General features: G+C 70.5%; 26 protein-coding genes. 22 read left to right on the top strand and 4 right to left on the bottom strand.

Features of this window, described 5'->3' with window-relative positions; all coding sequences use genetic code 11:
• Positions 1-281: 281 nt before the first annotated feature.
• Positions 282-1,685, bottom strand: coding sequence for a Si-specific NAD(P)(+) transhydrogenase (sthA, locus tag KIF24_RS15465; protein WP_221084627.1), 1,404 nt, complete (start codon positions 1,683-1,685; stop codon positions 282-284).
• A 215-nt stretch (positions 1,686-1,900) separates the two neighbouring features.
• Between sthA and KIF24_RS15460 the strand changes: the two genes are divergently transcribed.
• From KIF24_RS15460 to KIF24_RS15440, 5 genes are all read left to right on the top strand, one after another.
• Positions 1,901-2,395: a (2Fe-2S)-binding protein gene (locus tag KIF24_RS15460; protein WP_331461367.1), complete on the top strand. Its 495-nt coding sequence runs from the start codon at positions 1,901-1,903 to the stop codon at positions 2,393-2,395.
• Complete coding sequence (locus KIF24_RS15455; RefSeq protein ID WP_221084626.1) at positions 2,395-3,414, top strand: FAD binding domain-containing protein; 1,020 nt, start codon at positions 2,395-2,397, stop codon at positions 3,412-3,414. The genes KIF24_RS15460 and KIF24_RS15455 overlap by 1 nt, the downstream gene beginning before the upstream one ends.
• Before the next feature lie 13 nt (positions 3,415-3,427).
• The gene (locus KIF24_RS15450; protein ID WP_221084625.1) at positions 3,428-5,665 is read left to right on the top strand and encodes a xanthine dehydrogenase family protein molybdopterin-binding subunit; all 2,238 of its coding nucleotides are present in this window, start codon (positions 3,428-3,430) and stop codon (positions 5,663-5,665) included.
• 192 nt (positions 5,666-5,857) lie between these two features.
• The gene (locus tag KIF24_RS15445) at positions 5,858-6,142 is read left to right on the top strand and encodes an ArsR/SmtB family transcription factor (protein ID WP_331461148.1); all 285 of its coding nucleotides are present in this window, start codon (positions 5,858-5,860) and stop codon (positions 6,140-6,142) included.
• Complete coding sequence (locus KIF24_RS15440) at positions 6,124-6,513, top strand: VOC family protein (RefSeq protein WP_221084624.1); 390 nt, start codon at positions 6,124-6,126, stop codon at positions 6,511-6,513. Before KIF24_RS15445 ends, KIF24_RS15440 begins: the two co-directional genes overlap by 19 nt.
• A 45-nt stretch (positions 6,514-6,558) precedes the next feature.
• Here KIF24_RS15440 and KIF24_RS15435 read toward each other — a convergent pair whose 3' ends face one another.
• The 3 genes from KIF24_RS15435 to KIF24_RS15425 all read right to left on the bottom strand — a co-directional run bounded on the left by KIF24_RS15435 (position 6,559) and on the right by KIF24_RS15425 (position 10,039).
• Positions 6,559-7,782 carry a multidrug effflux MFS transporter gene (locus KIF24_RS15435; protein ID WP_221087376.1) on the bottom strand — a complete coding sequence of 408 codons (1,224 nt, stop codon included), beginning with the start codon at positions 7,780-7,782 and terminating at the stop codon, positions 6,559-6,561.
• A gap of 221 nt (positions 7,783-8,003) precedes the next feature.
• Positions 8,004-9,689 carry a sodium:solute symporter family protein gene (locus tag KIF24_RS15430; protein WP_221084623.1) on the bottom strand — a complete coding sequence of 562 codons (1,686 nt, stop codon included), beginning with the start codon at positions 9,687-9,689 and terminating at the stop codon, positions 8,004-8,006.
• Positions 9,686-10,039: a DUF4212 domain-containing protein gene (locus tag KIF24_RS15425; RefSeq protein ID WP_221084622.1), complete on the bottom strand. Its 354-nt coding sequence runs from the start codon at positions 10,037-10,039 to the stop codon at positions 9,686-9,688. The genes KIF24_RS15430 and KIF24_RS15425 overlap by 4 nt, the downstream gene beginning before the upstream one ends.
• Before the next feature lie 389 nt (positions 10,040-10,428).
• Between KIF24_RS15425 and KIF24_RS15420 the strand changes: the two genes are divergently transcribed.
• The 17 genes from KIF24_RS15420 to KIF24_RS15340 all read left to right on the top strand — a co-directional run bounded on the left by KIF24_RS15420 (position 10,429) and on the right by KIF24_RS15340 (position 25,932).
• Positions 10,429-10,842, top strand: a complete 414-nt coding sequence (locus KIF24_RS15420) for a hypothetical protein (RefSeq protein ID WP_221084621.1) — start codon at positions 10,429-10,431, stop codon at positions 10,840-10,842.
• A gap of 147 nt (positions 10,843-10,989) precedes the next feature.
• Positions 10,990-11,622: a hypothetical protein gene (locus KIF24_RS15415; RefSeq protein ID WP_331461147.1), complete on the top strand. Its 633-nt coding sequence runs from the start codon at positions 10,990-10,992 to the stop codon at positions 11,620-11,622.
• Positions 11,623-11,717: 95 nt separating this feature from the next.
• Positions 11,718-12,233 carry a sigma-70 family RNA polymerase sigma factor gene (locus KIF24_RS15410; protein ID WP_221084620.1) on the top strand — a complete coding sequence of 172 codons (516 nt, stop codon included), beginning with the start codon at positions 11,718-11,720 and terminating at the stop codon, positions 12,231-12,233.
• Positions 12,223-12,978: a hypothetical protein gene (locus KIF24_RS15405; protein WP_221084619.1), complete on the top strand. Its 756-nt coding sequence runs from the start codon at positions 12,223-12,225 to the stop codon at positions 12,976-12,978. Before KIF24_RS15410 ends, KIF24_RS15405 begins: the two co-directional genes overlap by 11 nt.
• 218 nt (positions 12,979-13,196) lie before the next feature.
• Positions 13,197-13,958, top strand: a complete 762-nt coding sequence (locus tag KIF24_RS15400) for a DeoR/GlpR family DNA-binding transcription regulator (protein ID WP_221084618.1) — start codon at positions 13,197-13,199, stop codon at positions 13,956-13,958.
• Positions 13,959-14,015: 57 nt separating this feature from the next.
• The gene (locus KIF24_RS15395) at positions 14,016-15,377 is read left to right on the top strand and encodes an ABC transporter substrate-binding protein (protein ID WP_331461146.1); all 1,362 of its coding nucleotides are present in this window, start codon (positions 14,016-14,018) and stop codon (positions 15,375-15,377) included.
• Positions 15,378-15,432: 55 nt separating this feature from the next.
• Positions 15,433-16,365, top strand: a complete 933-nt coding sequence (locus KIF24_RS15390; RefSeq protein ID WP_221084617.1) for a carbohydrate ABC transporter permease — start codon at positions 15,433-15,435, stop codon at positions 16,363-16,365.
• Positions 16,362-17,204, top strand: a complete 843-nt coding sequence (locus KIF24_RS15385; protein ID WP_221084616.1) for a carbohydrate ABC transporter permease — start codon at positions 16,362-16,364, stop codon at positions 17,202-17,204. Before KIF24_RS15390 ends, KIF24_RS15385 begins: the two co-directional genes overlap by 4 nt.
• The gene (locus tag KIF24_RS15380; protein WP_221084615.1) at positions 17,201-18,187 is read left to right on the top strand and encodes a zinc-dependent alcohol dehydrogenase family protein; all 987 of its coding nucleotides are present in this window, start codon (positions 17,201-17,203) and stop codon (positions 18,185-18,187) included. Before KIF24_RS15385 ends, KIF24_RS15380 begins: the two co-directional genes overlap by 4 nt.
• Before the next feature lie 290 nt (positions 18,188-18,477).
• Complete coding sequence (locus KIF24_RS15375) at positions 18,478-18,942, top strand: universal stress protein (protein WP_221084614.1); 465 nt, start codon at positions 18,478-18,480, stop codon at positions 18,940-18,942.
• A gap of 92 nt (positions 18,943-19,034) precedes the next feature.
• A complete protein-coding gene (locus KIF24_RS15370; protein ID WP_221084613.1) occupies positions 19,035-19,667 on the top strand; it encodes a M23 family metallopeptidase in 633 nt (210 codons plus the stop codon).
• 293 nt (positions 19,668-19,960) lie between these two features.
• A complete protein-coding gene (locus KIF24_RS15365; RefSeq protein ID WP_221084612.1) occupies positions 19,961-21,496 on the top strand; it encodes an ABC transporter substrate-binding protein in 1,536 nt (511 codons plus the stop codon).
• Between the two features lie 18 nt (positions 21,497-21,514).
• Positions 21,515-22,459 carry an ABC transporter permease gene (locus KIF24_RS15360; RefSeq protein ID WP_221084611.1) on the top strand — a complete coding sequence of 315 codons (945 nt, stop codon included), beginning with the start codon at positions 21,515-21,517 and terminating at the stop codon, positions 22,457-22,459.
• Positions 22,456-23,367, top strand: a complete 912-nt coding sequence (locus tag KIF24_RS15355; protein ID WP_230415632.1) for an ABC transporter permease — start codon at positions 22,456-22,458, stop codon at positions 23,365-23,367. The genes KIF24_RS15360 and KIF24_RS15355 overlap by 4 nt, the downstream gene beginning before the upstream one ends.
• On the top strand, positions 23,364-24,368 hold the full coding sequence (locus KIF24_RS15350) for an ABC transporter ATP-binding protein (RefSeq protein ID WP_221084610.1): 1,005 nt from the start codon (positions 23,364-23,366) through the stop codon (positions 24,366-24,368). Before KIF24_RS15355 ends, KIF24_RS15350 begins: the two co-directional genes overlap by 4 nt.
• Positions 24,365-25,384, top strand: a complete 1,020-nt coding sequence (locus KIF24_RS15345; protein ID WP_221084609.1) for an ABC transporter ATP-binding protein — start codon at positions 24,365-24,367, stop codon at positions 25,382-25,384. Before KIF24_RS15350 ends, KIF24_RS15345 begins: the two co-directional genes overlap by 4 nt.
• Entirely contained in the window at positions 25,381-25,932 is a 552-nt protein-coding gene (locus KIF24_RS15340; protein ID WP_221084608.1) for a class IV adenylate cyclase, read from the top strand. The genes KIF24_RS15345 and KIF24_RS15340 overlap by 4 nt, the downstream gene beginning before the upstream one ends.
• The last annotated feature ends 36 nt before the right edge of the window (positions 25,933-25,968 follow it).

Genomic DNA, 25,968 nt, shown 5'->3' with positions numbered 1-25,968 from the left:
TTGCTCTGCTTCAACCTACGCAACGGTTACGCTCCGCTGCTGACGAGCAGGCTGCGGCTCCACCGTCGCGCCAGATCTACCCAGCTCGGCGGCTATTGCGTGGGTTGAAGCAGAGCAAAGGACGGGTGGTAGGGGTATGGCCGTCGGCTGTCATCGTCACGGACAGCAGCGGCTGAGGGTGAGGGAGGTCGTCACCGAAGGTAACGGTGCTGAACGGTCGCGGGGACGGCGGCGGCCACGGCAGGCCGCCGCCGTCTCGGCGGATACACCCTCGGGCGCCGTCAGCCGTCGATCCGGGTGATGTTGCGGATCTTGTTGGAGGCGTCCAGGGCGGCCACCTTGTACGCCTCGGCCAGGGTGGGGTAGTTGAAGACCGTGTCGACCAGGTAGTCGACGGTCCCGCCGCAGCCCATCACGGCCTGCCCGATGTGGACGATCTCGGTGGCACCGGTGCCGAAGACGTGCACACCGAGCAGCCGGCCGTCGCCCGGTGAGACGAGCAGCTTCAACATGCCGTACGAGTCGCCGACGATCTGGCCGCGGGCCAGCTCGCGGTAGCGGGCGATGCCCACCTCGAACGGCGTCGCGCCGTCGGTCAGCTCCTCCTCGGTCTTCCCGACGAAGCTGATCTCCGGGATCGTGTAGATGCCGATCGGCTGCAACTGGTGCATCGGCCGGTCCGGCTCGCCGCAGGCGTGCTGCGCGGCCAGCCGTCCCTGCTCCATCGAGGTGGAGGCCAGCGCCGGAAAGCCGATCACGTCGCCGACCGCGTAGATGTTCTCCACCGCGGTCCGGTAGTTCGCGTCGACCTCGATCCGACCGCGCCGGTCCGCCGCCAGCCCGGCCGCCGCCAGGTCCAGCCCGTCGGTCTGGCCCTGCCGGCCGGCCGAGTACATCACGGTGTCCGCGACGATCTTCTTGCCGCTCTTGAGAATGCACAGGGCTGCGGCCTGGTGCTTCTCCACCGCGGCCACCTCCTCGCCGAAACGGAACGTCACGGACAGGTCCCGCAGGTGGTACTTCAGCGACTCGACGATCTCCTCGTCACAGAAGTCGAGCATCCGCTCCCGGCGTTCGACCACGGTGACCTTGGTGCCGAGCGCGGCGAACATCGACGCGTACTCCATGCCGATCACGCCGGCGCCGACCACCACCATGCTGCGGGGCACGCTCTGCAGGTTGATGACGCCGTCGGAGTCCACGATCGTCTTGTCGTCGAAGTCGACGCTGTCCGGGCGGGCCGGTCGGGTGCCCGCGGCGATGACGGCCTTGTCGAAGGTGACCTTGGACTCGCGTCCGGAGCCGCCGTCGACCCAGACCGCGTGCGGGTCGGCGAACCGTCCGGTGCCGGTGATCATCGCGATCCGGTTGCGGGCGAGTTGGTTGCGGATGACGTCGGTCTGCCGGTTGATCACGTGTTGCGTCCGGGCAGCCAGGTCACTGACCGTGATCTCGTCCTTGACCCGGTAGCTGCTGCCGTAGAGGTCCCGCTGGCTGAGGCCGGTCAGGTAGAGCACGGCCTCACGCAGGGTCTTGGACGGGACGGTGCCGGTGTTGATGCACACTCCGCCGATCATGTCGCGTCGTTCCACGAGGCCGACCCGCCTGCCCAGCTTGGCGGCGGCGATCGCGGCCTTCTGGCCGCTGGGGCCGGAGCCCAGTACCAACAGGTCGTAGTCATACACGATCACTAGCGTCGCAAGATGTCGCGGCCCGCGCCAGGCCTGGAGTCCATGCGGGACCCGACCTTAACCTCACCGGAACAAACCCGCCATCCTGAGGGATACATCCTAATCGTCCGCTTATATGCTGATACTGTCCTGAGGGTGGATGACGGGCTCGGGGGTGGTGCGGCGTGGTGAGGTCGTATGCAGAGACGGCGGTCAGCGCCGACAACGTCGTGGTTCGGGGGCCGGGCGAGGTGCGGGTGACGCTCTCCGTCAACGGCCAGCCGCGCACCATCGCCATCGAGCCCCGGGTCAGCCTGCTGGACGCCCTGCGCGAACGGATGGGCCTCACCGGCGCCAAGAAGGGATGCAACCAGGGTGCCTGCGGTGCCTGTACGGTCTGGGTCGACGGTCGGGCGGTGCTGGCCTGCCTGACGCTGGCCGTCGGCTGCGAGGCGCGCGAGGTGACCACCATCGAGGGCCTGTCGACCGGCGGTGAGCTGCACCCGATGCAGTCCGCGTTCATCGAGCGGGACGCCTTCCAGTGTGGCTACTGCACTCCCGGCCAGATCATGTCGGCGGTGGCCTTCCTGGCCGAGGGGCACGAGCCGGACGACGCACACATCCGGGAGTGGATGAGCGGCAACCTGTGCCGGTGCGCGGCGTATCCGCACATCCGAGCCGCCATCCGGCAGGTCCGCGACGCGAACTCGACAGGAGCCTCCTGATGAGGACCATCAGCTACTCCCGGGCGACCGACGTGCCCACCGCGGTCGGTGCCGTCACCGCCGACCCGGGCAGCGCGTTCCTGGCCGGCGGCACCAACCAGGTCGACCTGCTGCGGATCTACGTGGAGCAGCCGGCGCGGCTGGTGGACATCAACGACCTGCCGCTGCGACAGATCGAGGAGTCGCCCGGCGGTGGGCTGCAGATCGGCGCGTTGGCCCGGATGAGCGATGTCGCCGGGCACCGCCTGGTCCGGCAGCGGTTCCCGGTGCTCGCCCAGGCGCTGCTGCTCGGTGCGTCCCCGCAGCTGCGCAACATGGCCTCGATGGGCGGCAACCTGATGCAGCGCACCCGGTGCGCCTACTTCCGTGACCTGGCCAGCCCGTGCAACAAGCGGACGCCGGGTGCCGGATGTGGCGCGATGCACGGGGTGAACCGCGGCCACGCCGTCCTGGGCACCAGCGACATGTGCATCGCCACCCACCCGTCCGACCTGGCCGTGGCACTCGTGGCGCTCGACGCGGTGGTGTACACGCGCGGCGCCGTGGCATCGCGGGACATCCCCGTCGACGATTTCTTCCTGCTGCCGGGGAACACCCCGGACCGGGAGCATCCGATCGAGCACGGCGAACTGATCGAGACGATTGAGGTGCCGGCGTCGCCGATCGCCGCCCGGTCCGCCTATCTCAAGGTGCGCGACCGGGAGTCGTACGAGTTCGCGCTGGTGTCGGTCGCCGCCGCGGTCGCGGTCGAGGCGGGGACGATCACGGACGTACGCCTGGCGCTCGGCGGCGTGGCTACCAGACCGTGGCGGGCCAGACAGGCGGAGCAGGTGCTGCGCGGGGCACCCGCGACGGTCGAGACGTTCATGGCAGCGGCCGGACGGGAGATGGCAGCGTCGGTCGCCCACGGCATGAACGAGTTCAAGATCGAGTTGGCTCGGCGCACCATCGTCCGCGCGCTGGGCGCCATCACCGCCGAAGACTGGCCGGCGGCGACCCGGGCGGCTGGTGTCGCATGAGGACGGTGATGTCATGAGCCCCGCCATCGGTCTCGCCGTCGACCGGGTCGACGCCCGGCCGAAGGTCAGCGGCACCGCCCGGTACACCGGCGAGGTGACAGTGCCCGGCCTGGTGCACGCGGTCCTCGTCGGCGCCCGGGTGGCCAACGGCCGGATCACCCGCATCGACGCCAGCGCGGCGGAGTCGGCCGGCGGCCTGATCGCCGTCCTGACCCACCACGACCTCCCCCGGATCGTCGGCCAGCCGCAGCTGCTGCCGTCGCTGGCCGGGCTGCCCGCGCCGGGGCAGAGCTTCTTTCCGATGCAGGCCGACGTGGTGCACTATGCCGGCCAGCCGGTCGCCGTGGTGGTCGCCAGCACCATCGAGGCGGCCGAGCACGCGGCCAGCCTGATCGAGGTCGACTACGCGCAGAGCCCGGCGAACACCGTCCTGGACCAGGTGCGCGACCAGGCGTACGTGCCGGAGAAGATCTTCGGTGGGATGCTGCCCGGCCGGATGTCCCGGGGCGACGTGGACGGCGCGCTCGGTCAGGCGCAGCTCCGCCTCGACGAGACGTACGCCTTCGCGGCCAACCACCAGAACCCGCTCGAACCGTCGGTCACCACGGCGATCTGGGACGACGTCGACCGGGTCACCGTCTACGACTCCACCCAGGGGCCGACGGCCACCCAGCTCACGGTTGCCCACCTGCTCGGGCTGCCGCCCACCCAGGTCAAGGTGATCAGCGAGTTCGTCGGCGGTAGCTTCGGGGCGAAGGCGATGATCTGGCCACACGTCACCCTGGCGGCGCTGGCCGCCCGGCAGCTGGGCCGACCGGTCCGGCTGACCCTGAGCCGGGAACAGATGTTCCACTCCTGCGGGCACCGCGAGGAGCAGGAACACCGGGTCAGCCTCGGCGCCCGGCCCGACGGTCGGCTCACTGCCCTGCGTCACCAGAAGGTATCGGTCACCTCGCAGTTCGACGACTGGGCCGAGACGTCGCTCCAGTCGCCCGCGGTGCTCTACGACATCCCCAACTACGAGGGGATCTACCGGGTGGCGAAGGCGAACACGATCACCCCGACCTTCATGCGGGCGCCAGGGGAGGCGACCGGCGTCTTCTCGCTGGAGAGTGCGATGGACGAACTCTCCGTACGGATCGGCGTCGACCCGTTGGAACTGCGGATGCGTAACATCGCCGACCACGATCCGACCACCGGCCACCCGTGGTCGAGCCACGGCCTGCGGGATTGCCTTCAGCGGGGTGCGGAACTGTTCGGCTGGCAGCACCGCGACGCCCGGCCCGGGACACGCCGGGAGGGGAACTGGCTGATCGGCTCCGGGCTGGCGTTGGCCGCGTACCCGCAGGTCGCGCCGCCCAACCCGCAGCGGGCCCGGGCGCGGCTCTACAGCGACGGCAGCGCGCAGATCGAGGCCGGCGTCTCCGAGTTCGGCACCGGCGTGCTGACGGCGATGACGCAGGTCGCCGCGGACGGGCTGGGGCTGCCGGTCGACCGGGTTCGCTTCGTCGGCGGCAGTAGCGACCTGCCCAACATCACCGCCGCCGTCGGCTCGGCGGGCACCGGCGCGGTCAGCGCCGCCGTGCACCTCGCCGCGACGTCGCTGCGCGACCAGCTGATCCGGCAGGCCATTGCGGACACCCGCTCGCCACTGCACGGCGCGGACCCCGGCTCGGTCACCGTGACCGACGGCCGGATGATGCTGCGGGACCGCCCCGACACGGCCGACGGCTACGCCGACCTGCTCGGCCGGTCCCTGATTCCCGACGTCGAGACGCTCGGCGTGTGGACCCCGCCGCCACCGGACCCCGGGTACGGCATGCACACCTTCGGCGCCCAGTTCGCCGAGGTCGCGGTCGACGCGGAGCTGAGGCTGATCCGGGTCCGCCGGATGGTCGGTGTCTTCGCACCGGGGCGGGTGCTCAACCGTCGCACGGCGCACAGCCAGCTGATGGGCGGGATGCTGTGGGGGCTCAGCCAGGCGTTGCTGGAGGCCACCCACATGGACCCGGCGCTGGGCCGATGGGCGAATCCGAGCTTCAACGACTACCTGGTTCCGGTCAACGCGGACGCCCCCGACGTGGTGGTGGACACCATCGAGGTGTCCGACACGGTGGTGAACCCGCTCGGCGTCAAGGGAGTGGGCGAGATCGGCGTCGTCGGGGTGGCGGCGGCCATCGCCAACGCGATCCACCACGCCACCGGGCGCCGGGTGCGCAGGCTTCCGATCATGCTGGAGGAGCTGCTGTGACACTGTCCGCACTCGGTTGTCGGTGACCGACTCGCGAGTGCGGATCCGGCTGGTTACCCTGCGGCGGTGGCGGTCGGTGCGGATGGGCAGTGGCTGGCGGCGTCGCTGGCCGACCGGCTCGACGCGGTCGCAACCGCGGTGGTAGGGCGTCTCGCTTGACATGCAAGTGAACGCTTGCCTATCGTTCACGTGGTGGGTGACGTGTACAAGGCGCTGGCTGACCCAACGCGGCGTGCCATCCTCGACGAGTTGCAGGACCGCGGTGGGCAGACGCTGTTCGAGCTCTGTGCCCGCCTGGCTGGCAAGGGTTTCACCTCGACGCGGCAGGCCATCTCCCAGCATCTCGCCGTCCTGTCCGACGCCGGGCTGGTGGTGATCCGTCGCGAGGGCCGGTACGTGTTCCTCGACCTCGACACGTCCCCACTTCGACAGATCTACCAACGATGGAGGGCAGGACCATGCGGATCGGACACCTGAGCATTTTCGTCGACGACCAGGACAAGGCGTTGACGTTCTACACCGGCGTGCTCGGCTTCACGAAGAAGCACGAGATTCCGCTGGGGGAGCACCGGTGGTTGACCGTGGTGTCCCCGGAGGAGCCCGACGGGGTGGAACTCGTCCTCGAACCCGACCAGCATCCCGCGGCGGCCACGTTCAAGAAGGCGCTGGTCACCGACGGGATCCCGGTCACCATGTTCGGTGTGCCGGACGTGGCCGCCGAGTACGAGCGGTTGACGGCTCTCGGGGTGATCTTCACCCAGGAGCCGTTGAGCGTCGGCGGCATGACGACCGCGGTCTTCGACGACACCTGCGGCAATCTCATCCAGATAGCGGCTCCGCAGGCCTGAGCGGCTGCGGTGCCGCCCGCTCGTGCCGCACTGCCGGGGCGGCGGTCAGTGGACGGCGAGGGGCACGGTCTCCGGTCCCAGCAGGGCCGGCCGTTCGGCGCGCACCACGAACAGCAGCACGACCAGTGCCGAGGCCATGCCGCCGGCGATCACCAGGGCCATCGCCACTGCTCCGGTGCCGAGTACCCCCACCAGCGGCGCGGCCAGCGCGCCGATGCCGAACTGCACCGCGCCGAGCAGGGCGGAGGCGGTGCCGGCCGCCTCGCCGTGCCGGGTCAGGGCCAGCGCGGGGGCGTTCGGCAGCGCCAGCCCGGCGGTGGCGAGCACCACCCACAGCGCCGCGAGCAGGGCCGGCAGCCCGCCGATCCCGGTCGCGGCGAGGCCGAGCAGCACCAGGCTGGCGGCGGACCCGACGAGTAGGGCGGTGGTCAGGATCCGTTGCGGGGAGTAGCGGCGCAGCAGGCGAACGTTGCCCTGGGTGGCCGCGATCAGGCCGATCGCCCCGGCCCCGAAGGCCAGCCCGAACTGCTGCTCGTCGAGCCCGTACTGCTCCTGCAGGACGAACGAGGAGCCGCCGACGTACGCGAACAGCGCCGCCATGGCCAGCCCGGCGACCAGCACCAGCCCGACGAAGGCGCGGTCACGCAGCAGGGAGCCGTAGAGGCGGACCGTCGGCAGCACCCCACCGCGCTGGCGGCGCAGGGCCGGCAGTGTCTCCGGCAGACCGAGCATGGCGATCAGCATCAGCAGCACGCCGAAGACGGCCAGTGCCGCGAACACGCCCCGCCACTGGGTCCACCGCAGCAGTTCACTGCCGAGCGTCGGTGCGAGGACCGGGGCGGCCCCCATGACCAGCAACAGCCGGGAGAGGAGTTGGGCGAAGGCCGTGCCGCTGAACAGGTCGCGTACCACCGCCATGGCGATCACGGCGGCTGCCGCGGCGCCCAGGCCCTGGACCACCCGCAGCCCACCGAGCACCGCGATGTTCGGGGCGAGGGCGCAGCACACGGAGGCCACGATGTGCAGCGCGGTGCCCGCGATCAGTGGCTTGCGCCGGCCGACCGCGTCCGACAGCGGGCCGATCAGCAACTGGCCCAGGGCGAGGCCGACCAGCGTGCCGGTAAGGGTCAACTGGACCGCCGCCGAGGTGGTGGCGAGGTCGTCGACGATCGCGGGCAGCGCTGGCAGGTACATGTCGATGGTCAGCGGTCCCACCGCGATCAGCGAGCCGAGGACGAGGATGAGCCGCACCCGCTGGCGGCGGCTCATCAGATCTCCCGGCATCAGCGCGGGCGGCGGCGCGGCGGGCAGTGGTGCGACGGTCATATCTGGCTGCAACCGGGAACCGGTGAGCTGATTCCCGGTCTGCGCAGAGGTAACGCAGCTCACAGCCGCCGGCAAGCGGTCTCGCCGGCCGGAGAGCGCGTCGCCGGCCCCGACGTCGGTGTCGGGGCCGGCGACCGCTGGCTTCGGGTAGTGGGGGACGAGGGTCAGGTGGCGTCGGCGACGTTGCCGGCCGTCACCTCCCGGCGGGCGGCCGGGTAACGGATGTTCTCCACCATCTCGACGATCTCGTCCGGCGGTGGCGCCGTCATCTTCGACACGACGATGGTGACGACGAAGTTGACGATGGCGCCGATGGTGCCGATGCCCTCGGGGCTGATGTCGAGAATGTGCGGGTTGGCGGCGGTGCCGAACACCGGCAGTGTGTAGATCATGTAGGTGGCGGTGAATACCAGGCCGGACACCATGCCGGCTGCCGCGCCCGTGGCGTTACATCGTTTCCAGAAGATGCCGAGCACGATGGCCGGGAAGAAGGTCGACGCGGCAAGGCCGAACGCGAAGGCGACCACCTGCGCCACGAACGCCGGCGGGTTGATGCCGGCGTAGATCGCGATCAGCACCGCCAGGCCCATCGCGATCCGACCGGCGAGCAGCCGCTGCTTGTCGGTCGAGTCCCGCTTGACCCGGCGGAAGTACAGGTCGTGCGAGAAGGACGACGAGATCACCAGCAACAAGCCCGCCGCGGTGGACATCGCGGCGGCCATGCCGCCGGCCGCCACCAGACCCACGATCGGTGCCGGCAGGCCGGCGATCTCCGGACTGGCGAGCACCAGGATGTCGTTGTTGACGATCAGGTCGGCGCCGGAGGTGGGGCTGTTGCTGACGGTGTTGATGGTCTGCGCACCGTCGTTGACGGTGACCAGACCCGTCGCCGCCCAGTTCTCGATCCAGGAGGGCAGCGCGTTCGCGGAGATCCCGTTCACGTCCTGCAGCAGGTTCAGCTTGGTGAACGCGCCGACCGCCGGGGCGGTGGTGTAGAGCAGCGCGATGAAGAACAGTGCCCAGAACGCCGAGTAGCGGGCGCCTCGGACGCTCTTCGTGGTGTAGAACCGGACGATCACGTGGGGTAGGCCGGCGGTGCCGATCATCAACGCCATGGTCACCAGGAAGACGTCGATCTGTGGTCGGGCCGCGAACGCCTCGGTGTACTGGTTCAGCCCCATCTCCACGCTGATCGCGTCGAGTTCGCTGAGGATCTGCCCGAACGACACCTGTGGAATCGGGATGCCGGTCATCTGCTGGGCCACCGCGACAGCGGGGATCAGGTAGGCGGTGATCAGCACGGTGTACTGGGCGACCTGGGTCCAGGTGATGCCCTTCATGCCGCCGAGCACCGCGTACAGGCCGATGATGACCGCGGCGAGGATGACGCCGCCGGTGACGTCCAGCTTGAGGAACCGGCTGAAGACGATGCCGCCGCCGCGCATCTGCCCGACCACGTAGGTGAAGGAGATGATGATCGCGGCGACGGCGGCGATGGTGCGGACCGTCTCCGAGTACCGGTCGCCGACGAACTCGGGAACCGTGAACTTGCCCCACTTGCGCAGGTACGGGGCGATCAGCAGGGCCAGCAGCACGTAGCCGCCGGTCCAGCCCATCAGGTAGATGGTCCCGTCCGAGCCGAGGAACGCGATCAGGCCGGCCATCGAGATGAACGACGCCGCGGACATCCAGTCGGCGGCCACGGCGGCGCCGTTGGCGATGGTGGGAATGCCCTGGCCGGCCACGTAGAAGCCGGCGGTCTCCTTCACCCGGCTGCGCCAGGCGATGTAGAGGTAGACGGAGAAGGACGCGACGATGAAGACGAGCGTCCAGGTCTGGATCTGACTCATTTGCCAGCCTCCTGGTTCTCCTGCTCACCGACACCGAACTGGTTGTCCAGACGGTCCATCATCTTTGCGTACACCAGAATGAGAATCACGAAGACGTATATCGATCCCTGCTGGGCGAACCAGAAGCCGAGCGGGAAACCGGCGATGACGATTTCGTTCAGTGGTTCGACCAGGATGATTCCGAAGCCGAACGAGACGATGAACCAGACGGTCAGCAGGATCACCATGAGCCGGAGGTTCCGGCTCCAGTACTCCTTGCGCCAGCCGTTGTCCGGCGGTGCGGCCGGTGGTGGTGAAGACGGTGGCGGTTCCCCGCCCCGGGTTTCCTTGTCGGGGGTTACCTCGGTCATGTCTGGAGCCTCCTAGTCGGTACGGAACCGGCAGATCCGGCGAGGGGCCTGCGACACGGCGCCCGGTTGGTGGTGACGCGGTGCTGGTGCCGCTGCCCGATCCGCCCGTCCACGCCGCCGTACTGCTCGACGCGGTTGTGCGGTCGGTCACACGTTCTGCGAAGCGAACGTGACGCGGCCTGGCCAGGCAAGAGTTGATCGGTTGGGCGGTGGTTCGGGTCGCCGAGCGGTCCGTTGGATCCCGTGAACGGTCGTCCGGCCCGGGCAAGCGGTGGGTGCCGTCCGGTTTGCGGCTGTTCGCGGCCGGGTTCGGGCCGTCCACCGACACTGTCCGACCGTTCACCGATCTGCTCGTTCGGTCATCGGTGGTGAGCGCCTAGCATCCGGACATGGCAGACACCGCATCCACCGCCGCCCCGGCCCGCCGGCGCATCCTGCACGCCGGCAGCATCGGCATGATCGTCGGCGGCCTGCTGGCGCTGGTCGGCTCGCTGCTGCCCTGGGTCATCACTCCGTTCGGGCCGCTGTCCGGCGCGGCCGGCCCGGGCCTGTGGACGCTGAGCGCGGCGTTCATCGCCATCGCCGGCGCACTGCTGCCGTACCGCAAGGTCGCCATCGCGCACTGCCTGCTGCCCGGACTGGCCGTCGCGATCATCGTCGGTTGGCAGTTGGTCCGGCTGGCCACCCTCAGCGCCAGCACCGGTGCCTGGGGGCAGCTGATGCCCGGCATCGGCATGGTGATGGCCGCCGGTGGCGCGGTGGTCCTCATCCGCACCGGCATGCGCCTGGTGGCGCTCCGGTAGCCCCGGCGGTGCCGGCCCGCGCAACGTTCTGGCGAGCCGGTGAAACCACTCCCCGGTCCCCGGCGTCACGAGGCTGTACCGGTCGTGAGTCACGGATCGACCGGACGGTCGCCGTGGATGCGGCGGCCGGCAGCCGGGGAGGTAACGGTGTTGGTGGGTAAGCGGTTCGCGGGTGTGAGCCTGGTGGTTCTGGCCGGTGCCGCCGTGCCGGCGTGCGGGGTGACACCCGCTACGGACGCCGGCGGCGGTCCGACCGGGCCCGCGCCGGTCGCGGTCGTCGATACGGCCGATGTCCCGTCGGCGTCCGCGTCGCCGAGCGCGCCGCCGCCGGCGCTGTCCGGTACCCGCCGGGTGACGATCGTGCGGGTCGGCGCGTTCGAGTCGGGGCTGTCGCTGCTCGACCGGGGGCGGCTGGCCGAGGTCGACGACGACAGTGGCCGGCAGGTGTTCGTGCCGACTCCGCTGAGTTCCGGTGAGTTCCTGATCAAGGCTTACCGCGGTGGCGGCGCCGGGCAGCCGGTCTGCTGGCAGGTGCACAACTTCGGCGACACGCGCCCGCTGGTGGTGCGGGAGGCCGCGTGCCGGGCGGGTGACCCGGCTCAGCGGTTCGTCATCGACCCGGCGTCCGGCGGTGGCGTCCGGGAGTTCGTGATCAGCAACCGGTGGGCCTACCTGCGGGATTCCGCGCGGTCCGGTCTGATCATGGAGGAGTTGGGCGATGCGCCGCCGGCGAGTAGCTTCCGGTTCAACGACACCGGGCCGGCGCCGCGACACGGGTGAGCCGCCGGCGGCGTGCCCGGCCGGGCCGTCCAGCCCGGCCGTCCGTCAAGCGACTGTGCGACAGGTGCGACCAGTTCGGGTGGGAAACGTGAGCGATGCGTGACGCTGAGGAGTTCGACGCCTTCTACTCGGCGTCGGCCCAGCGCGTGCTGGGACACCTGGCCGCGATGATCGGCAGCCGGGCCGAGGCCGAGGACGCGGTGGCCGAGGCGTACGCCAGGGCCTGGGACCGCTGGGCGTCGGTCCGGGAGTGCGACAGCCCGGAGGCGTGGGTGCGCAGCGTGGCGTACCGCATCGCGGTGAGCGCGTGGCGTAAGGCGGTGAACCGGCTCCGGGCACACCGGCGGGAGATCGCCGGGCAGCACGTCGAGGCGGCGACGGTCGACCACGTGGCGGTCGTGTCCGCGCTGCGCCGTATTCCCGCCGAGCAGCGCCGGGCCGTCGTACTGCACCACCTGGTCGGCCTCAGCGTGACCGAGATCGCGGTGGAGGTCGGTGCCAACCCGAACACCGTCAAGACCCGGCTCGCCCGGGGACGCCGGGCGCTCGCCGCGTACCTGACCGACGACGACTACCAGACGACCGGCGGGGGGAGCAGCCATGGGGTCTGAGCCGCATCTCGACGAGGCCCTGCGGGCATTGGCCCGGCACGGCGGGCAGGGCCGGGTCCCGGCCGCCGCCGATGTCCGGCGGCGTGGCGACGCCCGCCGTCGTCGCCGGCGGGCCGCTTCCGTCGGGCTCGGCGCCGTGCTCGTCGGCGTGCTCGGCGCCGGTGCCGTCCTGGTCCGTCTCGCCGGTGCGCCGGACGGCGTGCCCGTCGGACCGGCCGGCCCGACACCGCCGCCGGCCACCGCGTTGTCCAGTCCGGTTCCGGGGGAGACGTCGGGTTCACCCGGTGCCGCTGCCGATCCGCTGCTGTCCGGGCAGCGCCAGGTCACCATCGTGCGGGCGGTCGCCCGGGCCGCCGGGCTGTCGCTGCTCGCCGACGGTCGGCTCGCCGAGGTCGACGGCGACGAGGGTCGCCAGCTGTTCGTGTTCGTGCCCCAGGGGCCCGACGGTTACCTGATCCGTGCCGCCGAGCAGGGCGCCGAGGCGACCGACGTCTGCTGGGAGGTGCGCTCGGCGGCCAGCGAGCCACTGCGGGTCGTCGCGGCCGGCTGCGCGCCGGACGAACCGAGGCAGCAGTTCTCGGTCGCCCGCGACGGGCAGTGGGACGGCGAGGCGACGTACGCGATCAGTAACCACTGGGCCTATCTGCAGAACTCGCCGACCCGCGGCCTGATCCTCGAGGAGTTGGGTGACGCGTCGCTGACCACCCGCTTTCGGCTGGTCGACAACGGGCCCGCACCCCGATGACCGGGGGTGCCCGACCGGGCAGTTCGGATCCCGATCGGGCGGGCGCTGCCCGCAAACGGGCACGCGAATTGCGAATGTTGTGGCTAGTGCCCGTTCCGGGCTGCCCGTTCGGCCGGGAAACCCGGTCAGCAAATCCACCAGATTGACGCCCATGTGACCGCGGTCACCCCTCGTTAACGGTGTTACAAAAAAACACACGAGCCGACGGGAGGTGCAAAGTGGACGCAACACAGCGACGACATCACATCCTCACGTTGGCTCGCCGCCAGGGTGACGTCGACGTCCGCAAGCTCGCCGCCGACCTGGGCGTCGCACCCGAGACGGTGCGCCGCGACCTGAGCCTGCTCGCTCAGCAGGGACTGGTCCGGCGGACCCACGGCGGCGCGTACCCGGTGGAGACCGCCCGGTTCGAGACGACCCTGGAGACCCGGGCCACCCGGATGGTCGTGGAGAAGCGGCGGATCGCCACGGCGGCGGTGGAGCACCTCGTCGACGCGGAGTCGGTCTTCGTCGACGAGGGCTACACCCCGCAACTGATCGCCGAGGCACTGCCCACCCACCGGCCGTTGACCGTGGTGACCGCCTCGCTGCACACCGCGGCGGCGCTGGCCGCGTACCCGAGCATCACCGTGCTGCTGCTCGGCGGCCGGGTCCGCGGACGCACCCTGGCCACCGTCGACCACTGGGCTACCCGGATGCTCGCCGGCTTCGTCATCGACCTGGCCTACGTCGGCGCCAACGGCATCTCCCGCAAACACGGGCTGACCACGCCCGACCCCGCCGTTGCGGCGGTCAAGTCCCAGGTGATGGCGGTGTCCCGGCGGGTGGTGTTCGCCGGGGTGCACACCAAGTTCGGCGGGCACAGTTTCTGCCGTTTCGCCGACGTCGCGGACGTCGACACCATCGTCACGGACACCGCGCTGCCGGCGTCCGAGGCGCACCGCTACTCACTGCTCGGTCCGGTGGTGCTGCGCGTCTGAGCGCCGCCGGCCGGCCATCCCTTTCACCCACCACCTCACCACCACTGGAGGTTCGCTGTGCCCAGAACACGATCTCCGCACCGATGGCGCGGCACGCTGGCCGTCGCCCTCGCGGTCGGACTGGTCTCGACCGCCTGCTCCGGGGCCGGCGGCGGCTCGTCCGACGACGGCACGGCCATCACCGTGCTCATGGTCGGCAACCCGCAGATGGAGGACCTGGCCAAGGTCACCGCCGACAACTTCACCAAGGACACCGGGATCGAGGTGCGCTTCACGATCCTGCCGGAGAACGAGCTGCGCGACCGGGTCACCCAGGACGTCGCCACCCAGGGCGGCCAGTACGACGTGGCGACCATCGGCGCGTACGAGGCGCCGATCTGGGCGCAGAACGACTGGTTGCACGAACTCAGCTCGTACGCCGACGCCGACACCGGGTACGACAAGGGTGACCTGCTCGAACCGATGGTCGCCTCGCTCTCCGGCGCCGACGGCAAGCTCTACGCCGCGCCGTTCTACGGCGAGTCGTCGTTCCTGATGTACAACAAGGAACTCTTCGCGGCCAAGGGCCTGAGCATGCCGGAACGGCCGACCTGGCAGCAGGTGGCCCAGTTCGCCGCGCAGCTCGACGACGACAGCGCCGGTGTCTCCGGGATCTGCCTGCGCGGCCTGCCCGGCTGGGGCGAGCTGTTCGCGCCGCTGACCACGGTGGTCAACACCTTCGGCGGGACCTGGTTCGAGCAGGACTGGACGCCGAAGGTGAACGCACCCGAGTTCACCGAGGCGACAAAATTCTACGTCGACCTGCTGCGGGAACACGGCCAACCGGGCGCGCCGCAGGCCGGCTTCACCGAGTGCCTGAACACCTTCGGCCAGGGCAAGGCCGCCATGTGGTACGACGCCACCTCCGCCGCGGGCACCCTGGAGGACCCCGACTCCAGCACGGTCGCGGGCAAGGTCGGCTACGCGTACGCGCCGGTCGACAGGACCGAGTCGTCGGGCTGGCTCTGGGCCTGGGCGCTGGCGATGCCGAAGACCACCCAGAACGCCGATGCGGCCTGGAAGTTCATCTCCTGGGCGACCGGCAAGGAGTACGAGCAGCTGATCGGCTCCTCGCTCGGCTGGTCCCGGGTGCCGGCCGGCAAGCGCCAGTCGACCTACGAGATCGCCGAGTACCGGGACTCCGCCGCCGCCTTCGCCGACATCACACTGAGGTCCATCCAGGAGGCCGACCCGGTCAGCCCCGGGGTGCAGCCGCGCCCCGCCCTCGGCGTGCAGTTCGTCGGCATCCCCGAGTTCGCCGACCTCGGCACGAAGGTGTCCCAGGAGGTGTCGGCGGCGATCGCCGGCCAGACCACCGTCGAACAGGCGCTCGCCGACGGCCAGCGGCTGGCCGAGGAAGTCGCCAGCAACCACCGGTAGCCGCGCACCGGGGCCGGTCGACCGGCCGGCCCCGGCCCTGCCCCGAGGTGAATCGATGACCACCACCAGCACCACCGGTGCGGACGCGGTACCGCGTCCCACCGTCCGCCCCACCCGGCCGGACCGCACGCAACGCTGGGCCCGGCGCGCACCGCTGCTGCCGGCCCTGGTCTTCGCCATCGTGGTGACCCAACTGCCGTTCCTGTTCACCGTGTACCTGTCCACCCAGAGCTGGAACGCGCTGCGCCCCGGCAGCCGCGAGTTCATCGGGCTGGCCAACTACGCTCAGGTGCTCAGCGACGACCGGCTGCGCGCCGCTCTGGTCAACACGGTCGTGCTCACCGCCTCGTCGGTGATCGCGTCCGTGCTGCTCGGACTCGGCCTGGCCATCCTGCTCGACCGCAGGTTTCCCGGCCGCGGCATCGTGCGCACCATGCTCATCACCCCGTTCCTGGTGATGCCCATGGCGGCGGCGCTGCTGTGGAAGCACGCCATCTACAACCCGTCGTACGGCCTGATCAACGGCATCGTCGGCGGCAGCACGGACTGGGTCTCGCAGTACCCGATGGTCTCCGTGGTCGCCGCCCTGGTCTGGCAGTGGACCCCGTTCATGATGCTGATCATCCTGGCCGGATTGCAGGGGCAGTCCCTGGAGACCCTGGAGGCGGCCCGGGTCGACGGCGCCGGCCCGTGGCAGACCTTCACCCGGGTCACCCTGCCCTACCTGCGGCCCTACCTGGAACTGGGCGCCCTGCTCGGTTCCATCTACCTGGTGCAGACCTTCGACGCGGTCTTCACCATCACCCAGGGCGGCCCGGGCCGCGCCACCACCAACCTGCCGTACGAGATCTACCTGACCACCTTCCGCAAGTTCGAGTACGGCGAGGCCGCGGCGGCCGGCGTCGTGGTGGTGATCGGCACCATCGTCGTCGCCACCTTCGCGCTGCGGGTGATCTCCAGCCTGTTCCGGATGGAGGACGCGAAATGACGCGTACCACGAACCCGGCCCGGCGCGGCGCGGGCCGCACCGGGGCGATCTGGACCGTGCTGGCCTGGCTCGCCGGGCTGCTGTTCTTCCTGCCGGTGGCATGGATGGTGCTCACCGGCTTCAAGCGGGAGGTCGACGCGGCCAGCAACCCGCCGTCCTGGTTCTTCACCCCGGTGCTCGACGGCTACCGGCAGGTCTTCGACCGGGACATCACCCCGTACCTGCTCAACTCGGTGATGGCCAGCGTCATGTCGACCCTGCTGGTGCTGCTGCTGGCCACTCCGGCGGCGTACGCGCTGTCGATCCGGCCGGTCGAGCGCTGGCGCGACGTGCTGTTCTTCTTCATCAGCACGAAGATGCTGCCGGTGGTCGCCGCGCTGTTGCCGATCTACCTGCTGGTCCAGGACCTCGGCATGCTGGACAACGTCTGGACCCTGGTGGTGCTCTACACGGCCATGAACCTGCCGCTGGCGGTCTGGATGATGCGTTCGTTCCTGCTGGAGGTGCCGGCCGCGCTGATCGAGGCGGCGGCGATGGACGGCGCCAGCCTGCTGGTCACGATCCGGCGGATCCTGCTGCCGATCGTCGCGCCCGGCCTGGCCGCCACGGCGCTGATCTGTTTCATCTTCAGCTGGAACGAGTTCTTCTTCGCGGTCAACCTGACCGCCACCCGGGCCGGCACCTCGCCGATCTTCCTGGTCGGTTTCATCACCTCCGAAGGGCTTTTCCTGGCCCGGCTCTGCGCGGCGGCGACGATCGTGTCGCTGCCGGTCGTGCTGGCCGGCTGGATCGCCCAGAAACAACTCGTCCGAGGACTCTCCATGGGGGCGGTCAAGTGAAGGCAGCAGTCATCGTCACGCCGGGCCAGATCAGCGTCGAGTCCGTGCCGGACCCCACGCCCGGGCCCCGGGACGTGCTCGTCGAGGTCGCCGGTTGCGGGATCTGCGGCACCGACCTGCACATCATGGACGGCGAGTTCGCGCCCGCGTACCCGATCGTGCCCGGTCACGAGTTCGCCGGCACGGTGGTGGCCACCGGGCGGGACGTCACCGAGGTGCGGGTGGGTGAGTCGGTCGCCGTCGACCCGTCGCTGCACTGCGGCGAGTGCTACCAGTGCCGGCGGGCCCGGGGCAACCTCTGCGAGCGGTGGAACGCCATCGGGGTCACCGTCTCCGGCGGAGCCGCCGAGTACGCCCTGGCCCCGGTCCGCAACTGCGTGGTGCTGCCGTCCGGCGTGGCCCCGGCCGACGCCGCGCTCATCGAACCGCTGTCCTGCGCCGTACGCGGCTTCGACGTGCTGCCCCGCCGCCTGGCCGACCACTACCTCATCTACGGCGCCGGCACCATGGGCCTGATGATGCTGGAGCTGGCCAAACGCTGCGGCGCCGCCACGGTCAGCGTGGTCGACCTGAACCCCGACCGCCTCGCCACGGCGGTGCGGTTGGGCTGCTCCGCGAGCGCCGCCAGCGCCGAGGAGCTGGACCGCCCGCGCGGCTGGGACGTGGTCATCGACTGCACCGGTGTGCAGGCGGCCATCGCCGACGGCCTGACCCGGGTCGCCCCCGCCGGCACGTTCCTCCAGTTCGGCGTCTCCGAATACGCCACCCGAGTCCCCGTCGAGCCCTACCGCATCTACAACAAGGAGATCACCGTCACCGGCTCCATGGCCGTCCTGCACAGCTTCGAACGCGCCGCCGAGTTGTTCACGGCCGGCGTCCTCGACCCACAGGTCTTCATCAGCCACCGCTTCCCCCTGGAGTCCTACGCCGACGCCATGACCCAGTTCCGATCCGGCAAAGGCCGCAAACTCCTCATCACCTAACACCTCGTCGATCATGCAGTTGTGGCGCCGGAAACATGTTGAATGCACCACTTTGTTAGGTGCCACAACTGCATGATCCACGCGGGATCGTCGCCCGCGCTCGTGGACGGTTTGAGTCTTGGGGGCGCGGGGGAGTCCGACCGCGCCCGCCTGGTCCGGGAGCCCGAACCGGCCAGGTCGGAAGTCCCGCTCCGACCGGACCGTCCGGCCCTGCGGAAGGAGACCTCGGCCGCTGGTACGGCCCCGCCCGAGCCGCTGCACTGGAGGGCAGGACGAAGGGAGTGAGGACGATGACCTATCTGATCGTCGTAGGCGTTGACGGCTCGGAAGGTGGGCGGCGAGCGCTGGGGTGGGCGGCCCGCGAGGCAGCCGAACGGAACGGCACCGTGCAGGCGGTCACCGCCTGGCGGTGGGACGGCCTGGAAGGCGGGTCCATGGTCGCGCCGAACCCGATCGAGGAGGAGGAGCGGGCCACCGCCCTGCTGGCCCGGGAGATCGCCGTGGTCAACCGGGACGGTTCCGCGGCGCCGGTCGCCGCGCAGGTCGTCGAAGGCCGGCCGGCCGACGTGCTCTCCGCCGCGGCCCGTGGCGCCGACCTGCTGGTGCTCGGCAGTCACGGGCACGGCCGGCTGCGGCACACCGTGCTCGGCTCCGTCAGCGAGGAATGCGTACGCAAGGCGACCTGCCCGGTGGTGGTGATCCCGGTGCCGGCTCCCGCCACCGCCGCGAACGCCGCGCCGGCGCTGCCGGTCTGACCGGAACCGGCGACCGGCGTGCCAGGGCCGGCTGGCGCGGGCGCCCCGTCGGGTGCCCGCGCCCGCGGGCCGGCGGCTTGCCGGCATCTGCCATGCTCTGGACGGTGACGACCGGCCACCCCCGCTCCCACCGCCGCGCCCGCCGCAACGGCCTGCGGATCGTGCTCAGCCTCGCTGTCGTGACCGCCCTGGCGGTGGCGGCCGTCGTGGTGCTCCGCCCGCCCGGTCCGCGCCCGCTGTTCCAGCTGCCGGTCGCCTGCGGTGAGACCTGGCAGGTCGGCACCTACCCCGGTCACGGCGACTTTGACGTGGACTTCTTCCCGCTGCAGGGCGACCCGTGGGGGCAGCCGGTGCTCGCCTCCTACGACGGCACGGTCACCGTGGCCGGGATCAACGGGTCGTTGGGCGCACGCACCCCGGAGAACCCGGACGGTCCCCGAGGCCGGGGCGGCGGCTACTGGGTGAAGATCGACCACGGCGGCCGGTGGGAGACGCAGTACCTGCACCTGCTGGAACCACCGCTGGTGGCGGAAGGCCAGCGGGTCGCCCAGGGCGAACAGATCGGCCGGATCGGCAGCAGCGGCAACTCCGGCGCCCCGCACCTGCACTACGAACAACGCCGGGGCTTGCAGAAGGTGGAGACCTGGTTCGACGGTGCCCCGTCGGGCATCACCACCGACGAAGTCGAGTACACGGCGCGGCTGACCAGCAACAACTGCCCATAACGCGCCGCCCGGGTGATGCCGTTCACAAAAGGTCGACGCCCCGAGGGACACGTCGACGGTCGACGGAAAAGTCGAGGGCACAACGGACAGGTCACAGAACGGCGGCGATCGCGGGTGCCTGCGAGGTCCGCGGTCTGCCGACCGGCGGGTTTGCGGTTAGCGTGGGGCGAGAAGGGGAGGTCGGAGCCCGGCAAGACGGGCAATTTGCGACGGTTTGTGTTGACATTTGTCGGCCAGGGAGCCAGACTCGCAAAAATCTTTCATCTGCCGGGGAAGAATCCAGGGGGAGGACCATGTCCAGCACCAGATTCCGGATGGCCGGCGCCACACTGGCCCTGATGCTCGGTGCGCTGGCCGGTTGCACCACGGGCGAGGGAGTCGACGTCGACGGAGCCGACGGGGCGTCCGCCGGCGGCGTCCTCAATGCCGCCATCGGCGGGGAGCCCGACCAGCTCGACCCGCACAAGACCTCCGCCTACCACAGCTTCCAGGTGTTGGAGAACGTCTACGACACCCTGGTCGAGCCGGACACGAACCTGGAGATGAAGCCGTCGCTGGCCACCGGATGGACCACCAGTGACGATCAGCTGACCTGGACGTTCACCCTCCGCGAGGGAGTCACGTTCTCCGACGGTTCGCCGTTGACCGCCGAGGACGTCGTCTACTCGTACAACCGGATCATCGACGAGAAGCTGAACAACGCCTACCGGTTCGGCACCGTCAAGTCGGTGGCCGCGCCCGACCCGACCACCGTCGTGGTCACCCTCAACGCGCCCACCCCGAACCTGCTCGCCAACCTCGGTGGCTTCAAGGGCGTGGCGATCGTCCAGAAGTCCAACGTGGAATCCGGCGAGGTGACGACCAAGCCGGTCGGCAGCGGCCCCTTCGCCGTCGACAGCTACACCTCCGGCGACAGCATCCGGCTGGTCCGCAACGACAACTACTGGGGCGAGAAGCCCAAGCTCGACGGCGTGACGTTCACCTTCGTCAGCGATCCCACCGTGGCCCTGCAGAACCTGCAGGGCGGCGAGGTGCAGTGGACCGACAACCTGCCGCCCCAACAGGTCGCCGCGTTGCTGGACGGCGACGACCCGACGGTCCAGTCGGTGCCGTCGACCGACTACTGGTACCTCGCGCTCAACCAGGCCCGCGAGCCGTACGACGACGTGAACGTACGCCGGGCGATCGCCTTCGCGCTGGACCGGGAGGCGATCACCAAGGCCGCCAAGTTCGGGCTGGCGACGGTCAATCAGACCGCCATCCCGCAGAACAGCGCCTTCTACTACGAGTACGCGCCGTTCTCGCACGACGTGAACCAGGCCCGCCAGCTGCTCGACCAGGCCGGGGTGAGTGACCTGAGCATGGACCTCATGGTCACCAGCGAGTACCCGGAGACGGTCACCGCCGCGCAGGTCATCGCGTCACAGCTCGAAGCCATCGGCGTCACGGTCGAGATCCGCACGCTGGACTTCGCGCAGTGGCTCGACGAGCAGGGTGCCGGCAACTTCGACTCGTTCATGCTCGGCTGGCTGGGCAACATCGACCCGGACGAGTTCTACTACGCCCAGCACCACAGCGGCGGCACGTTCAACTTCCACAAGTACGCCAACCCCACCGTGGACCGCCTGCTCGACCAGGCCCGGACCGAGACCGACCAGGCCGCCCGCAAGCAGCAGTACGACCAGGTGGCGAAGCAGATCGTGGACGACGCCAGCTACATCTACCTGTACAACCCGGATGTGGCTCAGGGCTGGTCCAAGCAGGTCACCGGCTACGAGGTCCGCACCGACCGGGCGATCAGGTTCCGCGACGTGGCACTGGCCAAGTGAGCCGGCGGGGTTCCGCAGGTGGCCCGCTTCGTCATCCGTCGGCTGTTGCAGTCGGCCGTCGTACTGCTCGGCGTGACCCTCGTCGTGTTCCTGCTGCTCCAGCTGGTGCCGGGTGACCCCGTGCGGGTGGCCCTCGGCACCCGCTTCGACCCGCAGACGTACGAGGCGCTGCGGGCCCGGGCGGGGCTGGACCAGCCGCTCGTCGTGCAGTATTTCAACTACCTCGGGCGGGCGCTGACCGGCGACCTCGGCGTCAGCTTCCGCAGTGGACGGCCGGTCACCGCGATCGTGCTGGAGCGGTTGCCCGCGACGCTGTCGCTGGCGTTCACCGCGGTGGTGTTCGCGACGGTGGTCGCCTTCCCACTGGGGATCCTGTCGGCCATCCGCAGCGGCTCGTGGATCGACCACGCGGCCCGGGTGTTCAGCCAGTTCGGCGTCTCGGTGCCCGACTTCTGGATGGGCATCATGGGAATCCTGCTCTTCGCCGGGGTGCTCGGCTGGCTGCCACCGTCGGGCTACGTCGCCCTCACCGAGGATCCGGCCGGGTGGGCCTCGCACGTGGCCCTGCCGGCCGCGACGGTCGGCCTGGTGACCGCCTCGATCCTCACCCGGTTCATCCGCTCCTCGATGCTGGAGGTGCTCTCGGAGGACTACGTCCGCACCGCGGAGGCCAAGGGGCTGCGTACCCGGGTGGTGGTGCTGCGGCACGTGCTGCGGAACGCGCTCATCCCGGTGGTCACCGTGGTCGCGGTGCAGCTGGCCAGCCTGCTCGGTGGCGTGATCGTGATCGAGGTGCTGTTCGCCTGGCCCGGCATCGGCCGGCTCACCTACGACGCGGTCCAGGCTCGTGACTATCCCGTGCTACAGGGCGCCGTGCTGCTGGTGGCGGCGCTGTTCCTCCTGGTCAACCTCCTGGTCGACATCCTCTATGCCCGCCTCGATCCACGGATCACCGTCCGATGAGCACCGACATGAGCGAGCGGGGCGGGCGAACGGCCCGCAGCGAGGGGCAGCTGCGTCGGGCGTTGTCGGCGCTGCGGCACGATCCGCTGGCGCTGGTCGGCAGCGTGGTGCTCGCGCTGCTGGTGGTGGTGGGCGTCGCCGGGCCTTGGTTGGCGCCGTCCGGGATCAACGAGGTCGACGTCGACCGGATGCTCCAACCGCCCAGTTGGTCGCATCCGTTCGGCACCGACGAACTGGGTCGCGACGTGCTCAGCCGGGTCATGGTCGCGGCGCGGGTCTCCCTACAGGTCGGCCTGGTCAGCGTCGGGATCGCGCTGGTGGTGGGGGTGACCCTCGGGCTGTTCGCCGGCTACTACCGGGGCTGGCTCGACAACGTGCTGATGCGCTGCATGGACGTGCTCTTCGCGTTCCCGGTCCTGCTGCTCGCCGTGGCCATCGTGGCGGTGTTGGGGCCGGGGCTGGTGACCGCGATGGTCGCGATCGGGGTGGTCTACACCCCGATCTTCGCCCGGGTCACCCGCGCCGGTGTGCTCTCCGTCCGGGAACAGGTCTTCGTCCGGGCGGCGATCTCGATCGGCGCGTCCGACCTGCGCATCATGCGGCGACACGTGCTGCCCAACATCGCGGCACCACTGATCGTGCAGACGTCGCTGTCGCTGGCCTTCGCGATCCTCTCCGAGGCGGCGCTGTCCTTCCTCGGCCTCGGCGTGCAGCCACCCGATCCGGCCTGGGGCCGGATGCTGTTCGACGGGCGGGGGTTCGTCACCCAGGCGTGGTGGCTGGGCTTCTTCCCCGGCGCGGCGATCTTCCTCACCGTGCTGGCGTTCAACCTGGTCGGTGACGCGCTGCGGGACGTGCTCGACCCCCGCCAGCTCACCGTGAGCGAAGCCCGCAGGAGCAGCACATGAGTCAGCAGCGCGAGCGCGGCGAACCGGTACTCGCGATCGAGGATCTCAGCGTCACCATCGGCACCCGGCGCGGGCCGGCGCGGGCGGTCGTCGGCGTGGACTGGTCGGTGCGCCCGGGGGAGACCCTGGCGCTGGTCGGCGAGTCGGGCAGCGGCAAGAGCATGAGCGTGCTCGCCGCCACCGGTCTCGCGCCCCGCTCCGCCCGGGTGACCGGGCGGGTGCACCTGCTCGGCACGGACCTCACCGGGCTGGCCGGGGAGCGCCGGCGGCGGCTGCGCGGGCGGCACGTCGGCTTCGTCTTCCAGGATCCGATGACCTCGCTCAACCCGGTGTTGACCGTGGGCCGGCAGGTCGCCGAGGCCGGTGAGGAACACCTCGGGCTGACCCGGCGGGCCGCCCGGTCCCGCGCCGTGGAACTGCTCGACCTGGTCGGCATCCCGTCCGCCGCGCAGCGGGTCGACGCCTACCCGCACCAGTTCTCCGGCGGCATGCGCCAGCGGGTGGTGATCGCCATGGCCCTGATGTGCGAGCCGGACCTGCTGATCGCCGACGAGCCGACGACGGCCCTCGACGTCACCACCCAGGCCCAGATCGTCGAGCTGGTCGCCGACCTGCAACGGCGGCTCGGCACGGCGGTCGTCTGGATCACCCACGACCTCGGTGTGGTCGCCGGCATCGCCGACACGGTCGCGGTCATGTACGCGGGCCGCATCCTCGAACAGGGGCCGGTGGACGCGGTCTTCGGTGCGCCGTCGCACCCGTACACTGCGGCCCTGCTGGCGGCCCGGCCGGACCCGGCGGCCGGCGGCGGTGATCTGGTCACCATCCAGGGCGCCCCTCCCAGCCCGTTGGACCTCCCGCCCGGCTGCGCCTTCTGGCCCCGTTGCCCGGTGCGCGGCGACGCCCGGTGCGAGCACGAGCTGCCACCACTGGTGCCGGTGTCGACCGGGCATCACGTCCGCACCTTCTATCCGCAGCGCGCCGACGGGGAGGCCCGATGACCACGACGCCGCGCGTACCGGCCGAGGTCGTGGCCGAACTCGACGACCTGACCGTGTGGTTCCCGACGCCGGCCGGCGTGGTTCGTGCGGTCGACGGGGTCTCCCTGGAGATCCGTCGCGGCGAGACCCTGGGTCTGGTCGGCGAGTCCGGCAGCGGCAAGTCCACCGCGGGGTTGGCGTTGCTGCGACTGGTCGACCCGACCTCCGGCAGCGTCCGGGTGGCGGGGCAGGAGGTCACCCGCTGGTCCCGGCGGCGACTGCGCGCGCTGCGCCGCCGCGTCGCGATGGTGTTCCAGGACCCGCAGGCGTCCCTCGATCCGCGGCGGACCATCGGGGCGAGTATCGCCGAGCCGCTGATCGTGCACCGGCTCACCGACGGCGCAGCCGCCCGCCGCCGGCGGGTCGAGGAACTGCTCGACATGGTCGGGCTGCGCCGTGACCTGGCCGACCGGCACCCGCACGAGCTCTCCGGCGGCCAGCGGCAGCGGGTCGGCATCGCCCGCGCGCTGGCCGGCGAGCCGGACCTGATCGTGCTGGACGAACCGATCGCCTCGCTTGACCTGAGCGTGCAGGCGCAGATCATGAACCTGCTCCGGGGTTTGCAGCGGGACCTCGGCCTCACCTACCTGTTCATCGCGCACGACCTCGCCGCGGTCGAGCACATGAGCGACCGGATGGCCGTGATGTACCTCGGGCGGATCGTGGAGAGCGGCACGCCGGCGCAGATCTGGCGGGAGCCGGCCCATCCGTACACTGCCGCGCTGCTGTCGGCGGTGCCGGTGGCCGACCCGCAGGTCGAGCGGGAACGCCGCCGGATCATCCTCAGCGGTGACATCCCCAGCCCGGTCGACCCGCCCGACGGCTGCCGGTTCCGGACCCGCTGCCCGCAGGCCCGGCCGGAGTGCGCCGAGACCGACCCGGCGCTCGCCGAGGTCGACCCCGCACACCGCGCGGCGTGCCTGTTCGCCGGGGAGGCGGTACGGGCGATGCGGTCGGCCCGGGGGCCGATCACGTGAGCCAGGCCAGGGAGATCGAGGTCAAGTACCGCGTCCGTGACCTGGCCGGTCTGGCGGATGAGCTGTACCGCCGCGGTGTCGTCTTGTCGCCCCCGGTACACCAGGACGACCAGGCGTACGCCCAGGACGGCTGGCGTTACGGCATGAGCAAGCTCGGCGTGGCCTTCGCCCGTCTCCGCACGCAGGACGGCGGCCATCTGTTCACGCTGAAGCGTCCCACGGACAACGAGCTGGCCTGCCTGGAGTTCGAGACCGAGGTAGCCGACCGCGACCAGATGCACGAAGCCATCCAGCACATGGGCTTCTATCCCACCGTCCGCATCGTGAAGACCCGCCGTTCGGCCAGGCTGGGCGACCTGTCCCTGTGCCTGGACGACGTTGAGCACATCGGGACGTTCCTGGAGATCGAGAAGGTCGTCGGGCCGGGGCAAACCGGCGAGGCTGTACAAGCCGAGCTGCACGCCTTCGCGCTCTCCCTCGGTGTCGAGCTGGAGCGCACCACCGACACCTACGACTCGCTCGTCCGCGCGGCGCCGACGGGCGTGTAGGGCGAGGTCACGCCAGCGGGTCGCGGTAGGAATGTG

Source organism: Micromonospora tarapacensis (assembly GCF_019697375.1).
Lineage (GTDB): Bacteria > Actinomycetota > Actinomycetes > Mycobacteriales > Micromonosporaceae > Micromonospora > Micromonospora tarapacensis.
Note: the sequence above shows the minus strand (reverse complement) of the source record. Positions and strands in the feature narration are given on the sequence as shown.

What these genes read in the sequence shown, in the direction of transcription:
- KIF24_RS15375 (WP_221084614.1), top strand. Translation starts at nt 18,478, where the DNA reads ATGACCTATCTGATCGTCGTAGGCGTTGACGGCTCGGAAGGTGGGCGG.
- KIF24_RS15370 (WP_221084613.1), top strand. Translation starts at nt 19,035, where the DNA reads ATGCTCTGGACGGTGACGACCGGCCACCCCCGCTCCCACCGCCGCGCC.
- KIF24_RS15385 (WP_221084616.1), top strand. Translation starts at nt 16,362, where the DNA reads ATGACGCGTACCACGAACCCGGCCCGGCGCGGCGCGGGCCGCACCGGG.
- KIF24_RS15410 (WP_221084620.1), top strand. Translation starts at nt 11,718, where the DNA reads ATGCGTGACGCTGAGGAGTTCGACGCCTTCTACTCGGCGTCGGCCCAG.
- KIF24_RS15425 (WP_221084622.1), bottom strand. Translation starts at nt 10,039, where the DNA reads ATGACCGAGGTAACCCCCGACAAGGAAACCCGGGGCGGGGAACCGCCA.
- KIF24_RS15430 (WP_221084623.1), bottom strand. Translation starts at nt 9,689, where the DNA reads ATGAGTCAGATCCAGACCTGGACGCTCGTCTTCATCGTCGCGTCCTTC.
- KIF24_RS15390 (WP_221084617.1), top strand. Translation starts at nt 15,433, where the DNA reads ATGACCACCACCAGCACCACCGGTGCGGACGCGGTACCGCGTCCCACC.
- KIF24_RS15350 (WP_221084610.1), top strand. Translation starts at nt 23,364, where the DNA reads ATGAGTCAGCAGCGCGAGCGCGGCGAACCGGTACTCGCGATCGAGGAT.
- KIF24_RS15405 (WP_221084619.1), top strand. Translation starts at nt 12,223, where the DNA reads ATGGGGTCTGAGCCGCATCTCGACGAGGCCCTGCGGGCATTGGCCCGG.
- KIF24_RS15365 (WP_221084612.1), top strand. Translation starts at nt 19,961, where the DNA reads ATGTCCAGCACCAGATTCCGGATGGCCGGCGCCACACTGGCCCTGATG.
- KIF24_RS15345 (WP_221084609.1), top strand. Translation starts at nt 24,365, where the DNA reads ATGACCACGACGCCGCGCGTACCGGCCGAGGTCGTGGCCGAACTCGAC.
- KIF24_RS15455 (WP_221084626.1), top strand. Translation starts at nt 2,395, where the DNA reads ATGAGGACCATCAGCTACTCCCGGGCGACCGACGTGCCCACCGCGGTC.
- KIF24_RS15420 (WP_221084621.1), top strand. Translation starts at nt 10,429, where the DNA reads ATGGCAGACACCGCATCCACCGCCGCCCCGGCCCGCCGGCGCATCCTG.
- KIF24_RS15450 (WP_221084625.1), top strand. Translation starts at nt 3,428, where the DNA reads ATGAGCCCCGCCATCGGTCTCGCCGTCGACCGGGTCGACGCCCGGCCG.
- KIF24_RS15440 (WP_221084624.1), top strand. Translation starts at nt 6,124, where the DNA reads ATGCGGATCGGACACCTGAGCATTTTCGTCGACGACCAGGACAAGGCG.
- KIF24_RS15355 (WP_230415632.1), top strand. Translation starts at nt 22,456, where the DNA reads ATGAGCACCGACATGAGCGAGCGGGGCGGGCGAACGGCCCGCAGCGAG.
- KIF24_RS15435 (WP_221087376.1), bottom strand. Translation starts at nt 7,782, where the DNA reads ATGAGCCGCCGCCAGCGGGTGCGGCTCATCCTCGTCCTCGGCTCGCTG.